Source organism: Streptomyces sp. NPDC045967 (assembly GCF_056430495.1).
Genome location: NZ_JBWKLE010000003.1, coordinates 50,362 through 73,664, shown reverse-complemented (window position 1 = coordinate 73,664; position 23,303 = coordinate 50,362). Strand labels below are relative to the sequence as shown.

General features: G+C 73.5%; 20 protein-coding genes. 9 read left to right on the top strand and 11 right to left on the bottom strand.

The annotated features are described in order from the left end of the window. The first annotated feature begins 80 nt into the window (after positions 1-80). From AC07FY_RS07270 to AC07FY_RS07250, 5 genes are all read left to right on the top strand, one after another. Positions 81-905 (top strand): hypothetical protein, encoded by an 825-nt coding sequence (locus AC07FY_RS07270; RefSeq protein ID WP_479001809.1) that lies wholly within the window; start codon positions 81-83, stop codon positions 903-905. Then, complete coding sequence (locus AC07FY_RS07265) at positions 906-2,807, top strand: fumarate reductase/succinate dehydrogenase flavoprotein subunit (RefSeq protein ID WP_479001806.1); 1,902 nt, start codon at positions 906-908, stop codon at positions 2,805-2,807. Next, complete coding sequence (locus tag AC07FY_RS07260; protein WP_479001803.1) at positions 2,804-3,580, top strand: succinate dehydrogenase/fumarate reductase iron-sulfur subunit; 777 nt, start codon at positions 2,804-2,806, stop codon at positions 3,578-3,580. Before AC07FY_RS07265 ends, AC07FY_RS07260 begins: the two co-directional genes overlap by 4 nt. A 91-nt stretch (positions 3,581-3,671) precedes the next feature. After that, positions 3,672-5,795: a TPM domain-containing protein gene (locus tag AC07FY_RS07255; protein ID WP_479001800.1), complete on the top strand. Its 2,124-nt coding sequence runs from the start codon at positions 3,672-3,674 to the stop codon at positions 5,793-5,795. A 46-nt stretch (positions 5,796-5,841) separates the two neighbouring features. Beyond that, on the top strand, positions 5,842-6,561 hold the full coding sequence (locus tag AC07FY_RS07250; protein ID WP_479001797.1) for a PspA/IM30 family protein: 720 nt from the start codon (positions 5,842-5,844) through the stop codon (positions 6,559-6,561). Between the two features lie 52 nt (positions 6,562-6,613). On the opposite strand, the gene AC07FY_RS07245 is transcribed toward AC07FY_RS07250, so the two are convergent. From AC07FY_RS07245 to AC07FY_RS07215, 7 genes are all read right to left on the bottom strand, one after another. Next, positions 6,614-9,259, bottom strand: a complete 2,646-nt coding sequence (locus AC07FY_RS07245) for a SpoIIE family protein phosphatase (RefSeq protein WP_479001794.1) — start codon at positions 9,257-9,259, stop codon at positions 6,614-6,616. Positions 9,260-9,408: 149 nt separating this feature from the next. Next, positions 9,409-9,837 carry an ATP-binding protein gene (locus AC07FY_RS07240; protein WP_479001791.1) on the bottom strand — a complete coding sequence of 143 codons (429 nt, stop codon included), beginning with the start codon at positions 9,835-9,837 and terminating at the stop codon, positions 9,409-9,411. 154 nt (positions 9,838-9,991) lie between these two features. Next, positions 9,992-10,426, bottom strand: a complete 435-nt coding sequence (locus AC07FY_RS07235; protein ID WP_479001788.1) for a (deoxy)nucleoside triphosphate pyrophosphohydrolase — start codon at positions 10,424-10,426, stop codon at positions 9,992-9,994. A gap of 28 nt (positions 10,427-10,454) precedes the next feature. Continuing rightward, a complete protein-coding gene (locus AC07FY_RS07230; protein ID WP_479001785.1) occupies positions 10,455-10,640 on the bottom strand; it encodes an SPOR domain-containing protein in 186 nt (61 codons plus the stop codon). A gap of 444 nt (positions 10,641-11,084) precedes the next feature. Continuing rightward, entirely contained in the window at positions 11,085-11,837 is a 753-nt protein-coding gene (locus AC07FY_RS07225; protein WP_479001783.1) for a GntR family transcriptional regulator, read from the bottom strand. A 137-nt stretch (positions 11,838-11,974) separates the two neighbouring features. After that, positions 11,975-13,132, bottom strand: a complete 1,158-nt coding sequence (locus AC07FY_RS07220; RefSeq protein WP_479001780.1) for a DUF4190 domain-containing protein — start codon at positions 13,130-13,132, stop codon at positions 11,975-11,977. Between the two features lie 143 nt (positions 13,133-13,275). Continuing rightward, the gene (locus AC07FY_RS07215; RefSeq protein ID WP_479001777.1) at positions 13,276-14,847 is read right to left on the bottom strand and encodes a S8 family peptidase; all 1,572 of its coding nucleotides are present in this window, start codon (positions 14,845-14,847) and stop codon (positions 13,276-13,278) included. Positions 14,848-15,068: 221 nt separating this feature from the next. Between AC07FY_RS07215 and AC07FY_RS07210 the strand changes: the two genes are divergently transcribed. The 3 genes from AC07FY_RS07210 to AC07FY_RS07200 all read left to right on the top strand — a co-directional run bounded on the left by AC07FY_RS07210 (position 15,069) and on the right by AC07FY_RS07200 (position 18,285). Further along, entirely contained in the window at positions 15,069-16,166 is a 1,098-nt protein-coding gene (locus AC07FY_RS07210) for a threonine synthase (protein ID WP_479001774.1), read from the top strand. Positions 16,167-16,517: 351 nt separating this feature from the next. Further along, complete coding sequence (locus tag AC07FY_RS07205; protein WP_479001771.1) at positions 16,518-17,336, top strand: isocitrate lyase/PEP mutase family protein; 819 nt, start codon at positions 16,518-16,520, stop codon at positions 17,334-17,336. 13 nt (positions 17,337-17,349) lie between these two features. After that, complete coding sequence (locus AC07FY_RS07200) at positions 17,350-18,285, top strand: EamA family transporter (RefSeq protein WP_479001768.1); 936 nt, start codon at positions 17,350-17,352, stop codon at positions 18,283-18,285. A 145-nt stretch (positions 18,286-18,430) separates the two neighbouring features. On the opposite strand, the gene AC07FY_RS07195 is transcribed toward AC07FY_RS07200, so the two are convergent. From AC07FY_RS07195 to AC07FY_RS07180, 4 genes are all read right to left on the bottom strand, one after another. Further along, positions 18,431-19,231, bottom strand: coding sequence for a trypsin-like serine peptidase (locus AC07FY_RS07195; RefSeq protein WP_479001765.1), 801 nt, complete (start codon positions 19,229-19,231; stop codon positions 18,431-18,433). After that, positions 19,228-20,367: an alpha/beta hydrolase gene (locus AC07FY_RS07190; protein WP_479001762.1), complete on the bottom strand. Its 1,140-nt coding sequence runs from the start codon at positions 20,365-20,367 to the stop codon at positions 19,228-19,230. Before AC07FY_RS07190 ends, AC07FY_RS07195 begins: the two co-directional genes overlap by 4 nt. Before the next feature lie 131 nt (positions 20,368-20,498). Then, positions 20,499-21,602 (bottom strand): alpha/beta hydrolase, encoded by a 1,104-nt coding sequence (locus AC07FY_RS07185; protein WP_479001759.1) that lies wholly within the window; start codon positions 21,600-21,602, stop codon positions 20,499-20,501. Between the two features lie 135 nt (positions 21,603-21,737). Next, entirely contained in the window at positions 21,738-22,175 is a 438-nt protein-coding gene (locus AC07FY_RS07180; protein ID WP_479001756.1) for a MarR family winged helix-turn-helix transcriptional regulator, read from the bottom strand. Positions 22,176-22,260: 85 nt separating this feature from the next. On the opposite strand from AC07FY_RS07180, the gene AC07FY_RS07175 reads away from it, so the two are divergent. Then, entirely contained in the window at positions 22,261-23,271 is a 1,011-nt protein-coding gene (locus tag AC07FY_RS07175) for an SMP-30/gluconolactonase/LRE family protein (protein ID WP_479001754.1), read from the top strand. The last annotated feature ends 32 nt before the right edge of the window (positions 23,272-23,303 follow it).

Here is a 23,303-nt window from a genome sequence, read left to right as displayed (position 1 = left end):
GTACGCCCTTCACCCATCCGGCCCGGCCGCCCCGGCGGCCGGGCCTCCCGGGCCCCCTCACTCCTCCCCCGGAGTCTCCTTTGGCCACAGGCACACAACCACCCCGGCAGCGGCCCGGCGGCGTCCACGACGCCTCCCGGGCCGCGATCGCCGCCCCGCACCTGCGGACCGACCGGTGGTGGCTGGCCCCCGCCGGCACCGCGGCCGGGCTGCTCGCCTTCATCGTCTACTCGACGTGGCGGGCCTTCGCCAACGCCGACTACTACGCGGCCCCCTACGTCTCCCCGTTCTACTCCCCGTGCCTCGCGGAGAACTGCCAGGAGATGCGCGGCGGCCCCAACTGGGACCTCTTCGGCAGCTGGTGGGGCCTGTCCCCCGCCCTGCTGATCCTGGTGTTCCCGCTTGGCTTCCGGTTGACCTGCTACTACTACCGCAAGGCCTACTACCGGGGCTTCTGGGCCTCGCCGCCCGCCTGCGCGGTCGCCGAACCGCACGCGAAGTACACCGGTGAGACCCGCTTGCCGCTGGTTTTGCAGAACGCGCACCGCTACTTCTTCTACGCGGCGGTGCCGGTTGCGGGGATCCTCACCTACGACACCGTGCTGACCTTCCGCGACGAGACGTACGCCTGGGGCCACATGGGCCTGGGCACCCTCGTCTTCCTGGTCAACATCGTGCTGATCTGGGCCTACACCCTGTCCTGCCACTCCTGCCGGCACATCATGGGCGGCCGTCTGCGGCACTTCTCGAAGCATCCGGTGCGCTACCGGCTGTGGGGCTGGGTCAGCCGGCTCAACGCGCGGCACATGCAGCTGGCGTGGGCCTCCCTGATCAGCGTCGCCCTGTGCGACTTCTACGTGTACCTGGTGGCCAGCGGCGCCTTCACCGACCCGAGGATCTTCTAGATGACCCAAGTGGAACGGCAGCAGTGGGACGTGGTCGTGGTCGGCGCGGGCGGCGCCGGACTGCGGGCCGCGATCGAGGCGCGCGAGCACGGCGCCCGCACGGCCGTGATCTGCAAGTCGCTCTTCGGCAAAGCCCACACGGTGATGGCGGAGGGCGGGATCGCCGCCTCCATGGGCAACGTCAACGAGGGCGACAACTGGCAGGTCCACTTCCGCGACACCATGCGCGGGGGCAAGTTCCTGAACCAGTGGCGGATGGCCGAGCTGCACGCGAAGGAGGCCCCGGAGCGGGTCTGGGAGCTGGAGACCTGGGGCGCGCTCTTCGACCGCACGCCCGACGGGAAGATCTCCCAGCGCAACTTCGGCGGCCACGAGTACCCGCGCCTCGCGCACGTCGGGGACCGCACCGGCCTGGAGCTGATCCGCACCCTGCAGCAGAAGATCGTCCAGCTCCAGCAGGAGGACTTCAAGGAGTACGGGGACTACGAGGCGCGCCTGAAGGTCTTCCAGGAGTGCACGGTCACCCGGGTGCTCAAGGACGGGGAGAGGGTCTCGGGGACCTTCTGCTACGAACGGGAGTCGGGGCGGTTCTTCGTCCTGGAGGCCCCCGCGGTCGTCCTCGCGACGGGCGGGATCGGCAAATCGTTCAAGACCACCTCCAACTCCTGGGAGTACACCGGAGACGGCCACGCCCTGGCGCTGCTCGCGGGCGCGCCGCTGCTCAACATGGAGTTCGTGCAGTTCCACCCGACGGGCATGGTCTGGCCGCCTTCGGTCAAGGGCATCCTGGTCACCGAATCGGTGCGCGGCGACGGCGGGGTGCTGCGCAACAGCGAGGGCAAGCGGTTCATGTTCGACTACGTCCCCGACGTCTTCAAGGACAAGTACGCCGAGTCGGAGGAGGAGGGCGACCGCTGGTACGAGGACCCGGACCACAACCGGCGTCCCCCCGAGCTGCTGCCGCGCGACGAGGTGGCCCGGGCCATCAACTCCGAGGTGAAGGCGGGCCGCGGCTCCCCGCACGGCGGGGTCTTCCTGGACGTGTCCACCCGGATGCCCGCGGAGAAGATCAGGCGGCGGCTCCCCTCGATGTACCACCAGTTCAAGGAGCTGGCGGACGTGGACATCACGGCCGAGGCGATGGAGGTCGGCCCGACCTGCCACTACGTGATGGGCGGCATCGCGGTCGACTCGGAAACCGCCGCGACCTCCGGGGTGCCGGGCCTCTTCGCGGCGGGCGAGGTCGCGGGCGGCATGCACGGCTCGAACCGGCTCGGCGGCAACTCCCTCTCCGACCTGCTGGTCTTCGGACGGCGGGCCGGACTGCACGCGGCGCGGTACGCCTCGGGGACCGGACCGCGCCCGGACGTCTCGCAGTCGGAGGTCGACGCGGCGGCCGCGGAGGCGCTGGCCCCCTTCCACGCCGCCGAGGGCGCGGAGAACCCGTACACCCTCCACCAGGAGCTCCAGACCACCATGAACGACCTCGTCGGCATCATCCGCCGGGCCGGTGAGATGGCCGAGGCCCTGGAGAAGCTGGCGGGGCTGCGCGTGCGGGCCGCCCGGGCCGGCGTGGAGGGGCACCGGCAGTTCAACCCGGGCTGGCACCTGGCGCTGGACCTGCGGAACATGCTGCTGGTCAGCGAGTGCGTGGCCCGCGCCGCGCTGGAGCGCACCGAGAGCCGGGGCGGGCACACCCGCGAGGACTGCCCGGCGATGGAGCGCGACTGGCGCCCGGTGAACCTGCTGTGCCGCCCCGTGGACCCGGCCCCGGCGGACCCGGCCGCCGACCGGATCGCCCTGGTCCGCACCCGCACCGAGCCCATCCGTCCCGACCTGCTCGCGCTCTTCGAGAAGGAAGAGCTGGTCAAGTACCTCGCCGAAGAGGAGCTCTACGAATGAGTACGTACGACGCGAGCTTCCGGATCTGGCGGGGTGACGCGGAAGGCGGGGAGCTGCGGGACTTCACCGTGGAGGTGCACGACGGCGAGGTGGTCCTGGACATCGTCCACCGGCTGCAGGCGACCCAGACCCCCGACCTCGCGGTGCGCTGGAACTGCAAGGCGGGCAAGTGCGGGTCGTGCAGCGCGGAGGTCAACGGCCGGCCGCGGCTGATGTGCATGACCCGGATGTCGACCTTCGAGCGGTCCGAGACGATCACGGTCACCCCGCTGCGCGCCTTCCCGGTCGTCCGCGACCTGGTCACGGACGTCTCCTTCAACTACGCCAAGGCCCGCGAGGTCCCGGCCTTCGTCCCGCCGGCGGGGGTGGCGCCGGGCGCGTACCGGATGCAGCAGATCGACGTGGAGCGCTCGCAGGAGTTCCGCAAGTGCATCGAGTGCTTCCTGTGCCAGGACACCTGTCACGTGGTGCGCGACCACGAGGAGAACAAGACGGCCTTCGCCGGTCCGCGCTTCCTGATGCGGGTGGCGGAGCTGGACATGCACCCACTGGACGCGGCGGCGCAGGAGGGCCTGGACCGCAGGCGCACGGCGCAGGAGGAGCACGGGCTCGGCTACTGCAACATCACCAAGTGCTGTACCGAGGTCTGCCCCGAGGGCATCAAGATCACCGACAACGCGCTGATCCCGCTGAAGGAGCGGGCGGTGGACCGGAAGTACGACCCGCTGGTGTGGCTGGGGAGCAGGATCCGCCGCCGTTCCGACCCCCGGTAGCCCGTACGGGGTACGCGACGCCCTCCGGCCCGGACGCCGGCTCGGCGGACTCCGGGTGCGGGAGGGCGGAACCACCCCTACCGTCCCAGATGTGACTGCGACCGCGCCGAGAAGCACCCTGGCCCTACGGGCCGGGCTCGCCCTTGCCGCCGCGCTGCTGGCCGCCGGCGGCTGGGGCCCGGCCGGGGCGCCGCCCGCCCGGGCCGAGGATCCCGTCACCCTCGCGCAGCAGGGGCAGGTCACCGACCGGGTCGGTGCGCTGGGCGACCGGGCGGCCGCGGTGAGCGCGGCCCTGGACAGGCTGTACGCCGAGCGGCGGATCCAGCTCTTCGTGGTGTACGTACGCGACTTCTCCGGGCGCTCGGCGCAGAGCTGGGCCGACGCCACCGCGGAGAAGAACGGCCTGGGCCGGGACGACGTCCTGCTGGCGGTGGGCACGGGAGCCCGCCAGTACGCCTACTCCGCCGCCGCCGACTCCGGGTTCACCGAGGAGCAGCTCGCGGACGTCGCCCGGACGGCCGTCGAACCCGCGCTGCGGCAGAACGACTGGGCGGGCGCCGCCATCGGCGCCGCCGACGGCTACGCCGCGGTCCTCGGCGGCCGCCCCGTGCCCGTGCCCGCCGTCACCCCCGGCCCGGCGGACCCCGGCGGGCGATCCGGCGGGGAGGGCGGGGCCGGGGACTACGTGCTCCCGGTGATCGCGGTGGGCGCGGCCGGGGCGCTCGGGGCGTACGCGTACTCCCGCCGCAGGCGCGGGACCGGCGCGGGCGCGGGCCGGGGGGCGAGGACCGGGCCGGGCTGGCCCGAGGGGGCGCCCGACCGGCTCCCGCTGGCGGAGCTGGACGCCCGGGCCAAGGCGCTGCTGGTGGAGACCGACGACTCGGTGCGCACCAGCACCGAGGAACTCGGCTTCGCCGAGGCACAGTTCGGCGACGAGGCGGTGGCCCCGTTCACGACCGCCGTACAGTACGCCAAGGACGAGCTGACGCACGCCTTCCGGCTGCGCCAGCAGCTCGACGACGCCCACCCCGAGGACGACGCGGCCCGGCGCCGGATGCTGGACGAGATCGTCACCCGGTGCACGGAGGCGAACCGGCGGCTGGACGCCGAGAGCGCGGACTTCGACCGGCTGCGGGACCTGGAGAGGAACGCCCCGCAAGCCCTGGCCACCGTGGAGGCGCACGTCCGGGACCTGTCGGGGCGCGCGACGACGGCCGCGGCCACCGTCACCGCTCTGGCGCGGCGCTACGCGGACTCCGCCTCCGCGCCCGTCGCCGCCCATCCCGAACGGGCGGAGGACCGGCTGCTGTTCGCCACCACCCGTCTCGGCGAGGCACGCACGGCCGTCGACGCGGGGGACAACGGCCGGGCGGCCGTGCACGTACGGGCCGCCGAGGGCGCGGTGGACCAGGCCGCGACGCTGGTGGACGCGGTGGAGCGGCGGGCGCAGGAGCTCGCCGAGGCGGCGGGGAAGCTGCCGGGCGCGCTGACCGAGACGGAGACCGACCTCGCCGACGCCGGCGGGCTGCTCAGCGGCACGGCGGACGGCGCGTCGACGGCGGACCTGCGCGGCCGCATCGGCCGCGCCGAGGCGGTCCTGGCCGACGTACGGCGGGAAGAGGCGGCGGGCCGGTACGACCCGATCGACGCGCTGCGGCGCGTCGAGGAGGCCGACGCGGCGCTGGACGCGGCGCTGGCCGCGGCGCGCGAGCGGGAGTCGGGCAGGCAGCGGGCGGTGGCCCTGCTGGACCAGGCCGCGCTCACGGCGCGCAGCGCGATCGGCGCGGCCGCGGACTACGTGACCACCAGCCGGGGCGCGGTCGGCAGCCAGGCCCGCACCCGGCTGGCGGAGGCCCAGCGGCACATGGAGCGCTCGGCGTCCCTGGCGGGTTCGGACCCGGCCGCCGCCCTGGCGGAGGCGCAGCGGGCGGACGCGCTGGCCCGGCAGGCGCAGCAGCTGGCGGAGCAGGACGTACGCGCCTACCAGGACCCGTTCGGGGGGCGGCGGGCGGGCGGCGGCCACGGCGGCGCCGTACTCGGCGGGATCATCCTCGGCGAGATCCTGCGGGGCGGCTCGGGCGGCTTCGGTGGGGGCGGCGGGGGGTTCGGGGGCGGCGGAGGCTTCGGTGGCGGGGGGTTCGGCGGCGGGGGCGGCCCGGGCTCGTTCGGCGGCGCCGGGACCCGCGGCCGGATGGGCGGCGGCGGCCGCTTCTGAACGCCGGTGCGCACCCCACAGACCCCCGATCCAGGAGAGGCCCGTCATGAGCAAGCAGACCATCCTCGGCCGCGTCACCCAGCTCGCGAAGGCGAACGTCAACGCGCTGCTGGATCAGGCGGAGGACCCGCAGAAGATGCTGGACCAGCTGATCCGGGACTTCACGAACAACATCGCGGAGGCGGAGCAGGCCGTCGCGACGACGATCGGCAACCTGCGGATGCTGGAGGCCGACCACGAGGAGGACGTACGGGCGGCCGCCGAGTGGGGCGGCAAGGCGCTGGCGGCGAGCCGGAAGGCGGACGAGCTGCGGGCGTCGGGCGCGACGGCGGACGCCGACCGGTTCGACAACCTGGCGAAGGTGGCGCTGGGCCGGCAGCTGCGGTCCGAGCAGGAGGCGCAGACCGCGGAGCCGGTGATCGCCGCCCAGACGAAGGTCGTCGACGGGCTCCGGTCGGGCCTGGACTCGATGAAGGAGAAGCTGGCGGAGCTGCGGGCGAAGCGCGACGAGCTGGTGGCGCGGGCGAGGACCGCGCAGGCGCAGAACACGATGCTGGACGCGGTGAAGAACGTCGACGTGATGGACCCGACCAGCGATCTGAACCGCTTCGAGGAGAAGGTGCGCCGGGAGGAGGCCATGGCGCTGGGCAGGCAGGAACTGGCGGCGTCCTCCCTGGACGCGCAGTTCGAGTCCCTGGAGGACCTCGGCACGGCCTCGGAGATCGATGCCAGGCTCGCCGCGCTCAAGCAGGGCCGGGCCGCCTGACCCTCCCGGCGGGCCGGGTGCGCAGCCGCGTGGCGGGGCTCCGCACCGGACCTCAGCCGTACATGCTCAGCAGCTGCTCCGCCGAGAGCTCGGCCACGGCCTCCGCCGCCGTTCCCGGCAGCGGCAGCTCGAACCAGACCGTCTTGCCCCGGTGGGTGCGGCGGGTGCCCCAGCCCGCGGAGAGCAGGCCGACGAGCTGCAGCCCGCGACCGCCCTCGTCCGTGTCGCGCGCCCGCCGCCGCCGCGGCTGCACCAGGTTCGCGTCCCACACCTCGCACACCAGGGTCCGGTCCAGCAGCAGCCGCAGCCGGATCTCGCCCTCGCCGTAGCGCAGGGCGTTGGTGACCAGTTCGCTCACCAGCAGCTCGGTGGTGTCCAGCAGCCCCTCAAGACCCCACGCGGGCAGCTTCGCCCGCGCCAGCTCCCGGGCCCGGCCCACCGAACGGGCCTCGCGCGGCAGCTGCCAGTCCCCCACCGCCTCCTGCGGCAGTCCCTGGACCCGGGCCATCAGCAGGGCGATGTCGTCCTCCCCGTGCCGGGTGTCCAGGGTGTTCAGCACGTGGTCGCAGACGTCCTCCAGGGGGCGGACCGGATCGGCGAGGGCCTCCCGCAGCCCCCGCAGCCCCTCCTCGAGCGGATGGTCGCGGGATTCGACCAGCCCGTCGGTGTACAGGGCCAGCAGCGCCCCTTCCGGAAGTTCCACCTCGACCTCCTCGAACGGCTCCCCGCCCACCCCCAGCGGCATCCCCGGCGGCACCTCCAGCAGCAGCGCGGGCCGCGGCCGGCCGGTCTCGTCCGGGGGTTCGACCAGGACGGGCGGCATGTGGCCCGCGTTGGCGATCGTGCAGCGTCGCGTCACCGGGTCGTAGACGGCGTACACGCAGGTGGCGAGGTACACCTCCGAGCGGTCCGCGTCCCGCGAGTGCAGGGCCGCCCGCGAGGCCTGCTGGGAGCCGCCGGGCGCGCCCAGGCCGCGGGCGATCTCGTCGAGCGCGGCCAGCACCTCCGCCGGTTCGAGGTCCAGCAGCGCCAGGGTCCGCACCGCGGTGCGCAGTTCACCCATCGCGACGGCGGCCCGCAGCCCCCGGCCCATGACGTCGCCGACGACCAGCGCCGTGCGGTGGCCGGGCAGCTCGATAACGTCGAACCAGTCGCCGCCGACCTCCGTGGCCGCGTTGCCGGGCAGGTACCGGCAGGCGATGTCCAGGCCGGCCGCCTCCGGGTCGCCCGGCGGCAGCAGGCTGCGCTGGAGGATCAGCGCCCGCTCGTGCTCGCGCCGGTAGAGGCGGGCGTTGTCGATGCAGACCGCGGCCCGTGCGGCCAGCTCCACCGCGACGGCCCGGTCCCGTTCCCCGAAGGGTTCGCTGCCCTTGGTACGGGAGAACTGGGCGAGCCCGACCACCGTGTCGTGGGCGACCATCGGCACCACGAGCGTGGACTGCACCAGGTCGTCCGCGCCGCCGCCCTCGATGAGCCGGGGCCGTGCCGTGCGCAGGGCGAGCGCCCCCGGCGACGCCGCCGGATAGCGGTGCACCTCGCCGACGGAGACCGGCGCGCCCGGCCCCGACAGCGGGGCGTCGGAGACCGCGGAGGCGAAGGCGACCCGGCGCAGGGGCGCGGACGGGACGCGCCCGGCGCCCTGCCCGGGCACGGGGAGGACCCCGGGGCCCCCTCCCGCCCCCGCCGGGGGCACCCGCAGCGGGCGTGCGGGGCGGTCGTCGTCACCGAGCAGCAGCCCCTGGTAGAGGTCGACCGCGGCCAGGTCGCAGAAGCCGGGGACGGTGACGTCCAGGAGCTCGCGGGCGGTGGTCTCCAGGTCGAGGGAGTTGCCGATGCGGTGGCCCGCCTCGTTGAGCAGCGCCAGGTTGCGCCGGACCCCGGCGGCCTCGCGGGCGGCGAGGTGCCGCCGGGTGACGTCGGTGCCGATGCCGGCGACTCCGATGGGCCGGCCCGTACCGCCGTGCACGCGGTAGAGGTTGATGGACCAGTGGCGGTTCTCCCGGCTGCCGGGGGCGGCTCCCGTGATGCGGAGGTCGGTCACCGAGTCCCCGGTCTCCAGGACCCGGCGCAGGGCCTCGGCCATCCGGTCGGCCTCGTGCGCCGGCAGGTAGTCGTGGACGGTCCGGCCCCGGTGCTCCTCGGCGGCGCCCCCGAACACGGCGGCGAAGCGGCGGTTGGCCCGCTGCACGGTGAGGTCCGTGCCGAAGAGCAGGAATCCGAAGGGGGATTGGCCGAATATGGCTTGTGAGGCCGCCAGATCGGATTCGATGCGCCGCAGTGCGCGCACGTCGACGACGACGCAGAGCGCGGCCCGCTCCGCGGCTTCGGTCTGGGTGGGCATCACATAGATCTCGGCCACGCCGTGCTCGCCGTCGCTACCGGGGATCCGGAAGGGGACGAGTCCGGTCCATTCCTTGCCGTCGAGGATCTCGGCGACCCGGCGGTGTCCGCCGGACCGCAGGCCGGGCGGCATGAAGGCGTCGACCGGATCGCGGCCCACGGCCTGGGCGGCGGTCAGGCCGAAGAGTTCCTCGGCGCGCAGGCTCCACTGGTCGATGAGCCCGTCCGGGCCGATCGAGAAGGACGCGACCTTTATGTAGTCATATATCGAGCCAGGCGGACTGCTGTGCCACAGGGAGTCGTGCCATGTCTCCCCGGGCACACCGGTCTGATGTGCCTGCGCAGGTATCTCGCTCACGCGACCGTCCCCTCCAGCTCACCGCAACCGGACCGGCCATGACCGCAGTATTCAGCACCACGGCCCCGGACGGCACGGCGTTCACGATCACAAAAAGGTCCCGTTAGTTTCGAGCCACCCCGTGTGACGGTCGGCCACCCGTCTCCTTGTTACTGACCAGGAAGAGCCAACTCGAACCACACAGTCTTGCCCGACTTCCCGTGGCGGGTCCCCCAGCGCTGCGAGGAGACGGCGACGAGGTGGAGTCCGCGGCCGCCCTCGTCCTCCGCGTGCGCGACCCGTTCGCGGGGCGGATCCGGAAGCGGATCGGAAACCTCCACGAGCAGGGCGGCGCCGCCGACGGGACTGCCTGCGGCCGGAATCCGCCGTTGCAGTCGGACACCGATGGGCCCGGACGCGTACCGCAGGGAGTTGGTGACCAGCTCGCTGACCAGCAGAACGGTCACATCGCCGACGCAGTCGAGCCCCCAGTCCCGAAGCGTGCCGCGCACGGCGTGGCGGGCGGTTCGCACGGCGCCGGGCTCAGCGGGAAAGGCCCACTCGGCGCATTCACCGTCTGTGTCGATCACGCCGATCACTTCCCGGGCCGGCAGCGACCCCAGTCCGGTTCGTCGGAGACGAAAGGGGAACGAGACAGGGACTAATAGCGACATACCCGATATTCAGGACGTCGTACCACCCGATCCCCCGGGCACCGGCGCACTGTGGCGCAGACGGCCCAGGAAGCGGGCATCATGCGCCCCCGGGCGCCCCGTCGTGCGGCGCCGGGCGCCCTCCGGCGCGCAGCCGGCGGCCGGCCTCGGCGACGGCGGGCCGGTCCTGGTCGAGCCAGTCCACCGTCTCGAGCTCCTCGGGCCAGAGCCAGCGCAGCTCGTCGTGGTCCTCCAGCGGCGCCGGTTCGCCGGAGACCAGGCGGGCGGTCCACACGTGCAGGACGAGGCCCGGCTTCAGCGGCCACTCCCCCGGGATCCGCTCCAGCGGCTCGGCCTCGACACCGAGCTCCTCGCGCAGTTCGCGCACCAGCGCCTCGGGGACGGACTCGCCCGGCTCGGCCTTCCCTCCCGGCAGCTCCCAGCGTCCGGCCAGCTCGGGGGGTGCGCTGCGGCGGGCGGCCAGCAGGCGCCCCTCATGACAGAGGGCTCCGCCCACGACCACGCGTACAGTCATGGGCGGAGCCTATGTCAACACGGGACGCTCAGTTCATCGTGGCGGTCTGACCGATCCGCTCGACCCAGTAGAGCTGCTTGTGTCCGAGGTCGTCGAGGCTGTCGACCACCTTCTGGGCCTCGGCCCGGGTGGAGTACCGGCCCACCCGGTAGCGGTTGCCGTTGTCGTCCTGACGTATGACCAGCCACGGGAGCAGGGCACCGCTGTCGTTCATCGCGTTTCACCCTCCGCCGACGTACCTGCCCGGGAAACCGCATTGCGCATATGCCGGAGCTTACGCCCGGACTTAACGGAGCGGATACGGTTTTTCACCAAGAGGTACCCCGGGGCGTACGCATTCGGCCATGCGTACGAGTGCGCCGTGCGCGCCGGTTGCGAACCGGCGTACCAGAGGGCGGGATGACGGCCCGTCAGGGTGACCACGGCGCTTGGGTGCGGCCGCGCTCCCGGGGTCCCGCGCCGGGCCCCGCGCCCGCGCCCGCCGACGGCGCCGGAATGTGGCTGACGTCCCACCCGTCAGGCACCGACGGAACGTCAACCGCCGCCGTCTCAGCGGGGGGTGCGGGGTCCTGAAGGGGGGAGCGCCGGAAAGCCGGGCCGCGGGTCCGCGTGACGCCCGGGGTGACGCCTGCCGTGGCGGGCGCCCGCGGCGGGGGCGTCAGCGCACCGGCAGGTGGTACGCCAAGCGGTAGCGGTCCGCCGGTACGACCACGTCGGCCGTCTCCACCGCGCGGCCCGAGGCGTAGTAGGTACGGCCGATGACCAGCACCACGTGCCCCGGCACGCCGCCGAGCAGCATGATCTCCTCCGCCAGACCCGGCCGCGCGCCGACCTCCTCCACCACGTTGTCCACGACGATGTCGATCGCGGCCATCCGGTCGACCACCCCGGAGCCTCCCAGCGGGCCCTCCTCGGGCAGCATCACCGGGGTCCGGCCGGTCACCGCCAGCGGCTCCCACGACGTCGACAGCATCATCGCCTCACCCGCGTCGCGGAACACGTACCGCGTCCGCATCACCCGCTCGCCGGGCTCGATGCCCAGCCGCTTGGCGATCTCCGACGGCGCGGCCCGCTGCTCGCTGTTCGACTCCCACGTTCCGCGCGCGCCCGACTCCGCCTGCTCCTGCCGGAAGGGGGTCGAGGTGCCGCCCGTGCGGTATCCGGAGCGGGCGACCCGGCGCGGCACCGGCTGTTCCCGTACGTACGTGCCCGATCCGGACCGGCCCTCGACCAGTCCCTCCGCCATGAGGACCTTGCGCGCCTCCAGCGCCACGGTGTCGGAGACCCCATACTCCTCGCGGATGCGGGCCTGCGAGGGGAGCCGGGCGTGCGGGGGCAGGGAACCGTCGACGATCTTCTGCCGCAGATCCCCGGCCACGCGCAGGTAGGCCGGCTGCTCACCGAAAGTCACTGGCCACTCCCATCAGGTTGACAGACAGCTACACCCTGGCAACCGACGGTTGTAGACCGCAAGCAAGGGCCAGAGTTTCACCCGAAGTGATGAAGCCTGGTCACCCAAACCCGTTACCGCGCGTTACCCGGTCGACGTCACGCCGCCTCCGCCGAGGGCGGTCGGACGGGCCCACCGTCGGGCCCCTCCGGCGACCGCGTCAGCCAGGGGGGCACCGTCGTCGACAGCCCGTACGCGCCGCGCAGCGCCTTCTCCGTCTCCACCGACATGGCGGCCAGCGCCCGGTCCCACTGGCGGTCGAACTCGGCGGCCGTCTTCGCCTGGGAGGTGCGCTGCCACGCCGCGCGGGCCGCCGCGATCTCACCCAGCTGCGCCCGGACCGCCTTCTGCAGCCCCGGCCGGGACGCGTCGGCCTCCAGGACCCGCGCCTCCTCGCCAAGCGCCACATGGACCGTGCGCGCCCACGCCTGGTGTGCGGCGAGCGTGTCCTGCAGGTCCCCCGCCGGCGGCCGGCCGAGCACGAACTCGACCTCGTTGGCCACCCGCAGGAACGCGGACTGCTCGGGGGTCAGCGCCCCCGCGTCCTGGCGCAAGCTGCCCCGCCGCTCCTCCCCGGTCGTGGCGATCACGCACACCAGCCTCCGGTCGCCCTGCCGCCAGGACTGCCGGGAGGGTGCGAAGTAGAACATCTCCGCATGGTCGGGCAGCGCCCAGGAGTCCATCGCGTACGCGTCCTGCGCCCGCCAGCACGCGTCCTCGCTCGCCCGGTCCGCCTCGGCCGACTCGGGCACGCTCCCCCCGTCCAGCAGCCGGGAGGCGGTCACCTCGCCGTGGTGCGGCTCCGCGCAGTCGATCCGGTACGTCAGCGGCCGGTCGGCCATCAGGTCCCCGCCCGGGACGTTGAAGCAGTCACCGGCCCGCAGGTCGTCGAGGTCGCCCCGCACATCGGCGGACCCGGCCGCCGCGTCCATCCGGTGCCGCACGGCCGACGCGACCCGGTCGGCCGCGACGACCATGACCCCGGTCATCACCACCGACACCACCAGGCCCACGATCGCGAGCGCCCGGCCGGGCCGGCGTCCCCGGGCGGTCTGGACGAGGGCCACGACGCCGAAGACGGCGCCCAGCGGCGGCAGGCACAGCAGCCCGACCAGCAGCGAGGCGAGTGCGAAGCCGCCCGGCCCCCGCTCCGCACGCGGCTGCCCGTAACCGGGCGGCGGCCCCCACCCCGCATGGGCGGACGGCGGCGGCCAGGAGTGGCCCGGTCCGGGAGGAGGGCTCGGCGGGGTGCTCACGGGCGGGGGAACTCCCTTACGGGTGCGCGAACGAATGCGCGAATCGTACGCAGTGGGGGCGACCGCCCAGTCGGTCGCCCCCACCCGTTCACCGCGGCTCAGCGCGGCCGTTCAGTTCCGGTGCTCCGGATCGCCGTGGCGCCTCAGAACTGCAGCGCCCAGGAGTCGATCTTGCCGGTGTCGATGTTCGCCTTGTCGCTCACCCGCAGCTTCCAGACGCCGTTGGCCGTCTCGGACGAGGCGTTGACCGTGAAGGTGCGGATGATGTTGTCGGCGCTGCCGCCGGTCCGGTTGTGCAGGTTGTACACGCTGCCGTCGGGGGCGACGAGGTCGACCACCAGGTCACCGACGTAGGTGTGCTTGATGTCCACCGGCACGCTCAGCGCGGCCGGGGCATTGCCGGCGACCCCGCTGACCGTGATCGGCGACTCGACCGTGGAGTTGTCGTTGACCGCGTAGTCGGCGGTGTTCTCGAACTTCGGGCCGGGCGGGACGGTGCCGCCGGCGCCGACGTTCAGCAGCCGGTTCGGGGAGCCGGTGCCGGGGCCCGTCACCACGTTCGGGGTCGAGGCGCTCACCAGGCCGTCCCGGATCTGGGCGGGAGTGCTGCCCGGGTTCTGCGAGAGGTAGAGCGCGGCCGCGCCCGCGACGTGCGGCGAGGCCATGGAGGTACCGGAGATGGTGTTGGTGGCGGTGTCGCCCGTGCCCCACGTGGAGGTGATGGAGGAGCCCGGCGCGAAGATGTCGAGGACGGAGCCGTAGTTGGAGTAGCTCGCCTTGGCGTCGGTGTTGGTCGTGGCGCCGACCGTGATCGCTTCGGCGACACGCGCCGGGGACTTGGTGGAGGCGTCGGTGGACTCGTTGCCCGCCGCGACCGCGTAGGCGATGCCGGAGGCTATGGAGTTGCGGACGGCGGTGTCGAGCGCGGAGTCCGCCCCGCCACCGAGCGACATGTTGGCCACGGCCGGCTTCACGGCGTTCTGCGTCACCCAGTCGATGCCGGCGACGACCTGGGCGGTCGTGCCGGAGCCCTGGTTGTTGAGCACGCGGACGCCGACGATCCTGACCTTCTTGGCCACGCCGTACGCGCCGCCGCCGACGGTGCCGGCGACGTGCGTGCCGTGGCCGTGGCCGTCCTGGGCGGTGTTGTCGTTGTCGATCGCGTCGTAGCCGTCGGCCGCGCGGCCGCCGAAGTCCTGGTGCGTCTTGCGGACACCGGTGTCGATGATGTAGGCGGTGACACCCTCACCGGCCTTGTCCGGGTAGGTGTAGCTCTGGTTCAGCGGGAGCGCCCGCTGGTCGATGCGGTCCAGGCCCCATGACGGCGGGTTGGGCTGCGTCGCGTCGACGGTGAAGACCCGGTTCTGGACGACCGACTTGACCGCCGGGTCGGCGGCCAGCTTCCTGGCCTGCGCCTCGGAGACCTCGACGGAGTAGCCGTTGAGGGCGGCGCTGTAGGTGCGGTCGATCTTCGCGCCGTAGCGCTTGGCGACGGCCTTGCCGCTGTCCGCGGTGGAGCGGGCGGCGTTGTCGTGCAGGGTCACGATGTAGCTGCCGGGGACGGCTCCGGCGACGCCGGCGTTCTCGATGACGCCCTGCGGGCCGCTGTCTGCCGCCGAGGCGGGCAGCGCCGCGGCCGTACCGAGCGCGAGGGCCACGACGGCGGTCGCACTGATGCCGGCGAGCTTCCGGCGGGTGTGACGCATCACGGACATGTGAGGGGTCCTCCTCATAGGTGGTGCGTTGCGGGGGGTTACGGAGCCGCACCGGCCGGCGCACGGGCACGTGGGATTGCCGTGCCCATGACAAGCAATTCGGCCGGACGAGCTGCCGTCCGCAAAAGACTGACGCACCCTCACCAGCTCCCACAAGAGGAAGGCCGACGCGTAACATCCATGCCATACGCCCGCCATGGAAGAGCAAAGGCGCCCCGCACATGACGCACGCACTCCCCGGATACCTCTGCCCAGAGGACGGGACGCGCGCGGACGTCCGGACCGCCCCCTGGTGCTGCCCCCTCTGCGCCGGCCCGTGGGACCTCGACTTCGCACCGGATCCGGCCAGCGCGCTGGATCCGTCCGCCGGCCCGAACTCGCTGTGGCGGTACGCGGCCGCACTGCCGCTGCCGGGCGCCTTCTCCGTGTCCCTGGCGGAGGGGAACACTCCGGTGGTGCCCCTGACGGAGCGGGTTCACGCCAAACTCGACTTCCTGATGCCGACGCTGTCGTTCAAGGACCGCGGCGCCGTGATGCTCGCCGAGGTGGCACGGCGACTCGCCCCGCCGCGGGTGGTGGCGGACAGCAGCGGCAACGCCGGGGCGTCCGTGGCGGCCTACTGCGCACGGGCCGGTCTGAGTTGTGAAGTTTTCGTGCCCGAGGGCACCTCGCAGCGCAAGACGGACCGGATCCGGGCGCACGGGTCGGCGGTCCGGGTGGTTCCGGGCGGCCGGGAGGCGGCGGCCGAGGCGGCGCGGGCCGCGGCGGACGAGCCGGGGGTGTTCTACGCCAGCCACGTGTTCAACCCGTACTTCCTGCACGGCACGAAGACGTACGTGTACGAGATCTGGGAGGCCATGGCGGGCCGGCTGCCCGAGGTGCTGGTGGTCCCGGTGGGCAACGGCACCCTGCTGCTCGGCGCCGCACTGGCCGTGGAGGAGCTGGCCCGGCGCGGGGTGCGGCCCCCGGCCCTGATCGCCGTCCAGGCGGAGGCGGTGGCCCCGCTGGCGTCGGCGTTCGCGGCGGGTGCCGAGGACGCCGTACCGGTCGCGCAACTGCCCACCCGCGCCGAGGGCATCGCGATCCCCGCACCGCCGCGGGCCCGGCAGATCCTGGCGGCGGTGCGCAGGACGGGCGGCACCTTCCTGACGGTGCCGGACGACCGCCTGCGCGAGGCCCAGGCCGACCTCGCCCGCCGCGGCCTGTCGGTGGAACCGACGGCGGCGGCCTGCTGGGCCGCGGTGGGCCCACTCGCCCCCGAAGACCCCCTGCGGGGCCGCACCGCGGTCCTCCCCCTGTGCGGCGCGGGCCCGAAGTAACCACGCCCCCCGCCACTCCGCACACCCCGGCCCGCCCGCCGGCCCCAGCGACCCCGACCCCGAACCGGCACATCCAGCCCCGCCGGCGCTTGAGCCGCGGGGCCGGGGGCGGGCCCCGTCCCCCGGCACATCCAGCCCCGCCGGCGTTTGAGGCGCGGGGTGCGGGGCGGAGCCCCGTCGCACGCCGGAGGCGGGCCGTTCCCCACGCACCCGCACCGGCCCCCGCACCCGCCGAGCCCCGCCTCGAAGGTCGGTCGAGGACCACCCCATCCCCGGCCGCCCGCCCCGGGCACAAGGCTCGGCGTCGGAAAACCGCGAGCCCGGGGCTGCCGGCTCTGTTCCACTGGACCCATGACCGACAACCTCGACCTCGCCAGCCTGGCCGCCGACTTCACCGCCCTGCACACACCGGCCGCGCCCCTCGCCCTCGCCAACGCCTGGGACGTCGCCTCCGCCCGGCTCGTGGAGGCGGCCGGAGCCCCGGCCGTCGCGACGACCAGCGCCGGCGTCGCATGGTCCCTCGGGTCGCCCGACGGCGACGCCCTGGCCCGCGACCGCGCCCTCGACCTCATCGCCCGCGTGGCCGCCGCCGTCCGCGTCCCCGTCACCGCCGACATCGAGAGCGGCTTCGGCACCGACGCCGCCGCCGTCGCCGAAACCGTCTCCGGGGTGCTCGCCGCCGGCGCGGTCGGCATCAACATCGAGGACGGCGCCCGCTCCCCCGCCGAGCACGCCGAGCGCGTGGCCGCCGCCCGCTCCGCCGCGGACGCCGCCGGGGTCCCGCTGTACGTCAACGCCCGCGTGGACACATACCTGCAGGGCCTCGGCGACCCCTCCGCCCGCCTGGACGAGACCCTGTCCCGCGCCGCCGCCTACCTCCGCGCGGGCGCCACCGGCATCTTCGTGCCCGGCGTCACCGACCCCGCCACCGTGGCCGAGCTCGCCAAGGGCATCGACGCCCCCCTCAACGTCCTCGTCGGGCCCGGCGCCCCCTCGGTCACCGAGCTCGGCGCCCTCGGCGTGGCGCGGGTCAGCCTGGGATCCGGGGTGGCCGCGGCCGCGTACGCCGTGGTCCGCCGCGCCACCGAGGAGCTGGTCTCCGGCGGCACGTACGGACCGCTCGCCGACTCCCTGCCGTACGGCGAGCTGAACCGGCTGCTGCAGGGCTGAGAGGATCTCGGCCATGCGCACATCGACCCCGGTGGAGAGCCCGTCCACGGCCGCCCCGCACCGCAAGACCTCCGGCGCGGCCTGGACGGCACTCGTCCTCGTCTACGTCGTCTGGGGCTCGACCTACCTCGGGATCCGGATCGTCGTCGAGACCATGCCCCCGTTCCTCTCCGCCGGGGCCCGTTTCATCACGGCCGGCCTGCTGCTGGCCGGTGTCGTCGCCTGGCGGTCCGGGCCGGCCGCGCTCAAGGCCACCCGCGCCCAGCTCGGCTCGGCGGTGCTGGTCGGGCTGCTGCTGATCCTCGGCGGCAACGGACTGGTCGTCCTCGCCGAGACCTCGGTGCCCTCCGGGCTCGCCGCGCTGCTGGTGGCGGCCGTGCCGATGTGGGTGGTGCTGCTGCGCGCGGGCACCGGGGACCGGCCGCCCCGGCGCACCCTGGTCGGGGTCCTGGTCGGGCTGGCCGGGCTCGCGGTCCTGACCAGCCCCGGGCTCAGCGGCGCGGTGCAGCTGTCCGGGGTGCTGCTGGTGCTGGTCGCCTCGGTGCTGTGGTCGCTCGGCTCGTTCTCCGGATCGAAGCTGAGCCTTCCGGAGAATCCCTTCACCGGAAGCGCGTACCAGATGCTGGCGGGCGGGATCGGGGGTGTGGTCGTCGGCCTGCTGCGCGGCGAGCACCGCGGGCTCGACCTGGCGGCGTACTCCACCGCGTCCTGGGTGGCGCTCGGCTACCTGGTCGTCTTCGGCTCGCTCGTCGCCTTCACCGCGTACGCCTGGCTGCTGCGGAACGCGCCGCTGTCGCTGGTGTCCACGTACGCGTACGTCAATCCCGTGGTGGCCGTCGCACTGGGTGCGCTGATCCTGAGCGAGGCCCTGACCTGGCCGATCGTGCTCGGCGGCACGATCGTGGTGGCGGCGGTGGGCGTCATCGTCAGCACGGAGCGCAAGAAGTGACGGGGGATCCGGCAGCCTGACGGCCAACCGGGCACACCGGGCGCCTGACACCCCGCCCGGGCACCGCGGCGGCCGGACGCCCCACCCGGGCGCACCGGCGGCCTGACGGTCGGCCCCGCACGCGCCCGGCGCCCGGCCCTCGACCTCAGCCGCCCGCGGCCGCCCGCTCGTACAGCGCCTTCGCGCGCTCGTCGAACAGCGCGGCCGTGGAGTCCACGTCCGTGTCCCCGCCGCTCAGCACCCCGATGAGCCGGCCGGGCCGCTCGGGCCCGCCCCGGTCGGCGATCCAGGGGCTGCCGCTGGTCCCCGTCCAGAACCCGGCGCAGCCGATGTACAGCATGTCCGGGTCGTCGTCGTCGTGGCGGGTCTGCGTGGTGCAGGAGACGGGCTTGTTCTGCGGGTTGTGGTCGGACTCGGGGTAGCCGACGACGGTCACGTCCCGCTCGTATCCCGAGGTCCAGTCCGGCTTCGGGGTCTCGGCGCCGCCACCCACCGCCTCCTGGACGCTGCGCCCGTCGCCGTCCGGCGCGATGGTGAGGAAGGCGAAGTCGGCGGTGTCCTCGCCCCACCTGGTCCAGCGCTCGTCGACCTGGATCGAGGTGACCTTCCACGTCCCGAGCGGCCGGCTGCCCGCGCCCCCGCCGGAGAACGCGGGGGCGAAGGCGAGCTCGCCGATGGCCAGGCCGTCGTGGGCGACCTCGCCGGGCTCCCCGTCCTCGCCGGCCGGGGCCACGCAGTGCGCGGCGGTGGCGACGACGTTGCCCTTCGGGCTGTCGACCACGCTCGCCGTGCACCAGTGCTCGCCGCCCGCCATGAGCACGCCCACGGTGGGGAAGGGGTGCACCGGCCGCTCGCCGGGCGGCTCCAGGAACGCGACGGCGCACAGGCACGCCGCCGCGATCCCGGCCGCGGCGACCGCCGCGGCCCCCTTCACCGCGGGGCTCACCGCACGCCGGGTCCGGGTGTCGGTCCGACCATCACCTTGCTGATCCACTCCAGCGCGCCCTCCCGCATCCCGCGTACGTACGACTTCCCGTTGTGCTCACCATCCTGGATCACCTGCAGTCTGGTGTGCACGGGACCCTTGCCGTAGTCCTTCATGAACTGCTCGGCCTTCTCGCGGCCGGACTCGGCGGTGCCGATCTGGAAGTTGATGTAGACGTCCGGGCCGCCCGCCCCGATCAGTGCGCCGGCGAGCTTCTCGGGGTTGTTCTCGTCCATGGCCTGCGTGTTCCCGTTCCACAGCGGGGAGTCGGGGACGATGTCGACCCCGCTCGCGATGGCCGCCTTGAAGCGGTCGGGGTACTTCAGGACGTGCTTGAAGGCGCCGAACCCGCCGGCGGAGGAGCCCATGAAGGCCCACCCGTCGCGGGAGGTGAACGTCCGGAAATTGGCCTTCGTGAAATCCGGGACGTCTTCGACCATCCAGGTACCCATCTTGGGCTGACCGGGGATGTCCGAGGCGTCGAAGTGGTGCTTGGTGTCGGCGTTGTGCACCGGCATGATCAGGATGAAGGGCAGGCTCGTACCGGCCTTCACCCCGTCGCTCACGGCCTTCTGGAGGCCGAGGCCGGGGCCCGTACCCCAGTAGTTCGTGGGGTAGCCGCGGCCGCCGGGCAGGGAGATCAGGACGGGGAAGGCGCTCTGGGCGTACTTCGGCTCGTCGTACTCCTTGGGCACCCACACCCACACGTCACCCGTGAACCCGGACTTCGCGCCGGTGAGCGTGGTGCGGCCGATCTGGGTGCCGTCGGGCAGCCGGCTGGTGCGGACGAACTCGGCCTTCGGGCCGGTCGGCATGCGTACGCCCGAACGGGTGCCGGACGCCTCGACGGCCCCGCCCCGCGCCTTCTCCGTCGCCGTCCCCCTGTCCTGGTCCTGCTCCTTCTTCCCGGCCTCGACCTTCCCGAAGAACACCGGTTCCCCTATGTCCGAGAAGAGCCCGTACTTGTAGGCCGCGGCGCCGCCCCCGGCGGCGAGGGTGAGCGCGAGCCCGCCGCTGATCAGAAGCAGGCGCAGGCGCTTGGGGCGACGGCCGCCCTGGGTCAGGGGGCCGCCGTCGCCTTGCTGGTCATACTGCACGGATTTGTCCCGTTCCTTCTCCGGCGCTCCGGTGGGAGCGCGGGCCGGACCGATCGGTCCCCCTTACACCCTTTACAGAGGTATGAACGACGGGACGGGTTGCCTGGGACGGATGTGACGTGCCGCGCGGATCAGGAGGCGGCGGGCTTCGGCCCCTTGAGCACCTTGCTGATCCACTCCAGGGAGCCCTCCTTCATGCCCCGGACGTAGTGCCAGCCGTTGTGCTCGCCGTTCTGGATGTCGCGGATGGTCGTCTTGACGGGCCCCTTGCCGTACGTCTGCACGAACTGCGTCATCCGCTCCTTCCCGCTCTCCTTGGTGCCGATCTGGAAGTTGACGTAGACCTCCGGCCCCTTCGCGTCGATCAGCTTCTGGGCGAGCTTCTCCGGGTTGTTCGCGTCCATCTCCGCCTGGTGGCCCTTCCAGAGCGGGGAGTCGGGGACGATCTCACCGCCGCTGGCGATCACGGCCTTGAACCGGTCCGGGTGCTGCAGGACCGTCTTCATGCCGACGAAGGCGCCGGAGGAGGAGCCCATGAAGGCCCAGCCGTCCCGGGACTTGTACGTCCGGAAGTTGGCCTTGGCGAAGTCCGGGACGTCCTCGGCGATCCAGGTGCCCATCTTGGGCCGGCCGGGAATGTCGGCGCCGTCGTAGTAGTACTTGCTGTCCGGGTTGAGCACCGGCATGACCACGACGAAGGGGAGGCTGGTCCCGGCCTGGACGCCCTCGCTGATGGCCTTCTGCAGGCCGAGGCTGCGGTCGGCCCAGTAGTTGGCCGGGAAGCCGTTGCCGCCCGGGAGCGCGATGAGCACGGGGAACCCGCTCTTGGCGTACTTGGGGTCCTCGTACTCCTTGGGCGCCCACACCCACACGTCGCCCTCGAAACCCGACTTCGCACCCGCCAGGCGCGTCTTGGCGATGACCGTGCCGTCGTCGAGCCTGGTGGTCTGCTTGAAGTCGGCCTTCGGTCCCGTCGGCATGAGCACGTCCGGGTCGTCCGAGGGCGCGGCCTTCCCGGACGGCGACTGGCTCGGCGGCCGGCCGTCCCCGGTGGCGGGGGGAGTGGTGGCGGCCTTGCCGTAGCTCACGGCGTCACCGTTGCCGGAGAACCAGTCGAGCTTCCAGGCGGCGAATCCGCCGCCGAGCAGGAGCGCGAGGGCGGCCACCGCGCTGATCGCTATGAGGCGGCGGGAACGCCGGGGCCGCGCCGGCTGGTAGGGGTCGTCGTGGTGCACGGGTTCGCTCCGAACGGTCTTGAGTGGCCCCCGGCGGCGGGGGCGGGGGTAGAACAGCCGGGCACGCGGGGGCACCCACAGGTCCTGATGTACGAATGGCCGGCGCAGTTCCCGCCGGGGGGAACCGAGCCGTGCTCAGCGCAGGGCGCCGAGCACCTCCGTGCACCGGCCGAGCAGGTGGATGAGCTGGTCCCGCTCCTCCGCGGTGAACGCGGCGGCCAGCGCCCGCTCGACCCGCACCGCGGCGGAATCGGCGCGCTCCAGCGCCGCGCGCCCCTCGTCGGTCAGCCGGGTCTCCAGCACGTTGCGGTGCCACTCGTGCGGGGTGCGCTCGATGAGCCCGCGCTCCTGGAGGTTCTTCAGCACGGTGTTCATGGTCGGCGGGGTGACCCCGCACAGCCGGGCGAGCGCGGCGGCGGAGATGCCGGGCTTCTCGGCGAGCCAGAGCAGGGCGGCGTACTGCGGAACCGTTACTGCGGCCGGCTTGCACGCGGTGTTCTTCGCCGCGAGAAGCGCCTGCTCGGCGCGCTTGAGGTGCGAGCCGATGCGCTCCTCGGGGGCCATGGAGGTCATGCCCGCATCCTACGGCCCCACCCCTTGCGGTCATTAGACCTCTAACTTAGATTCGCCCTCATACACATCGGAGAGGACATCGCAGATGCAGCTCGTCACCACCGGGAAGCTCGCCACCGCCGCCCTCGCGGCGGCCCTCACGCTGGGAGCGGCCCCGGCCGCCCCACCCTCCCCCGTCCCCGCCCCCGCGGCGGACCCCCGCATATCCACCGCGTTCTCCCTACCGGGAGCGAGGGTCTACCCGGAGGGCATCGCCACCGACCCGCGTACTCGCACCGTCTACGTCGGCTCGTACGCGGACGGCACCGTCTACCGGGCGCGCCCCGGCCGCTCCACGGCGGAGGTCTTCCTGCCCGCCGGAACCGACGGCCGCCGCACGGCGAACGGGCTGCGGGCCGACGGGCGGGGCCGGCTGTGGGTGACGGACTCCACCGCCGGGGTCGCCGTCTACGACACCGCGACCGGCACCCGGCTGGCCCGCTTCGAGGTGACGGGCGACGCGCCCCGCTTCGTCAACGACCTGACGCTCACCCCGGACGGCACGGCGTACCTCACCGACAGCGTGCGCGGAGTCCTGTACCGCGTGACGCCCGCCCAGCTGGCCGCCGGCGGCGGGGTCCTGACCGAGGCGTACGACCTGTCCCCTCACCTCCGCCCGCGACCGGCGGGGGCGTACAGCCTCAACGGCATCGCATCGCACCGCGCGGGCCGCTACCTGCTCACCGTCGACATGGTGGCGGGCGACCTCTACCGCGTGGACCTGCGCGGCGGAGCCGTCCGCCGCGTCACCCTCGCCGGCGCCGACCTCAAGGCCGCCGACGGCCTCGACCTCTCCCGCGACGGCACCCTGCGCGTCGCGCACAACACCACGAACACCCTGACCCGCTGGCAGATCACCGGCGACGGCACCCACGCCCGCCTGCTGCGCACGATCACAGACCCGTCCCTGCAGATCCCCACGACCCTCACCCACACCGCGGGCCGCACCCTGGTGGTCCGCTCCCAGTTCGACAAGGGCGGCCCCCTGGACCCGGGCACGGGCACGAACGCGGGCACCCCCGCGCCCTTCACCGTCGCCTCGGTCCGGGGCCTCTAGAGCGCCCCTCCGACGGGCTGCGATCGCTAGGG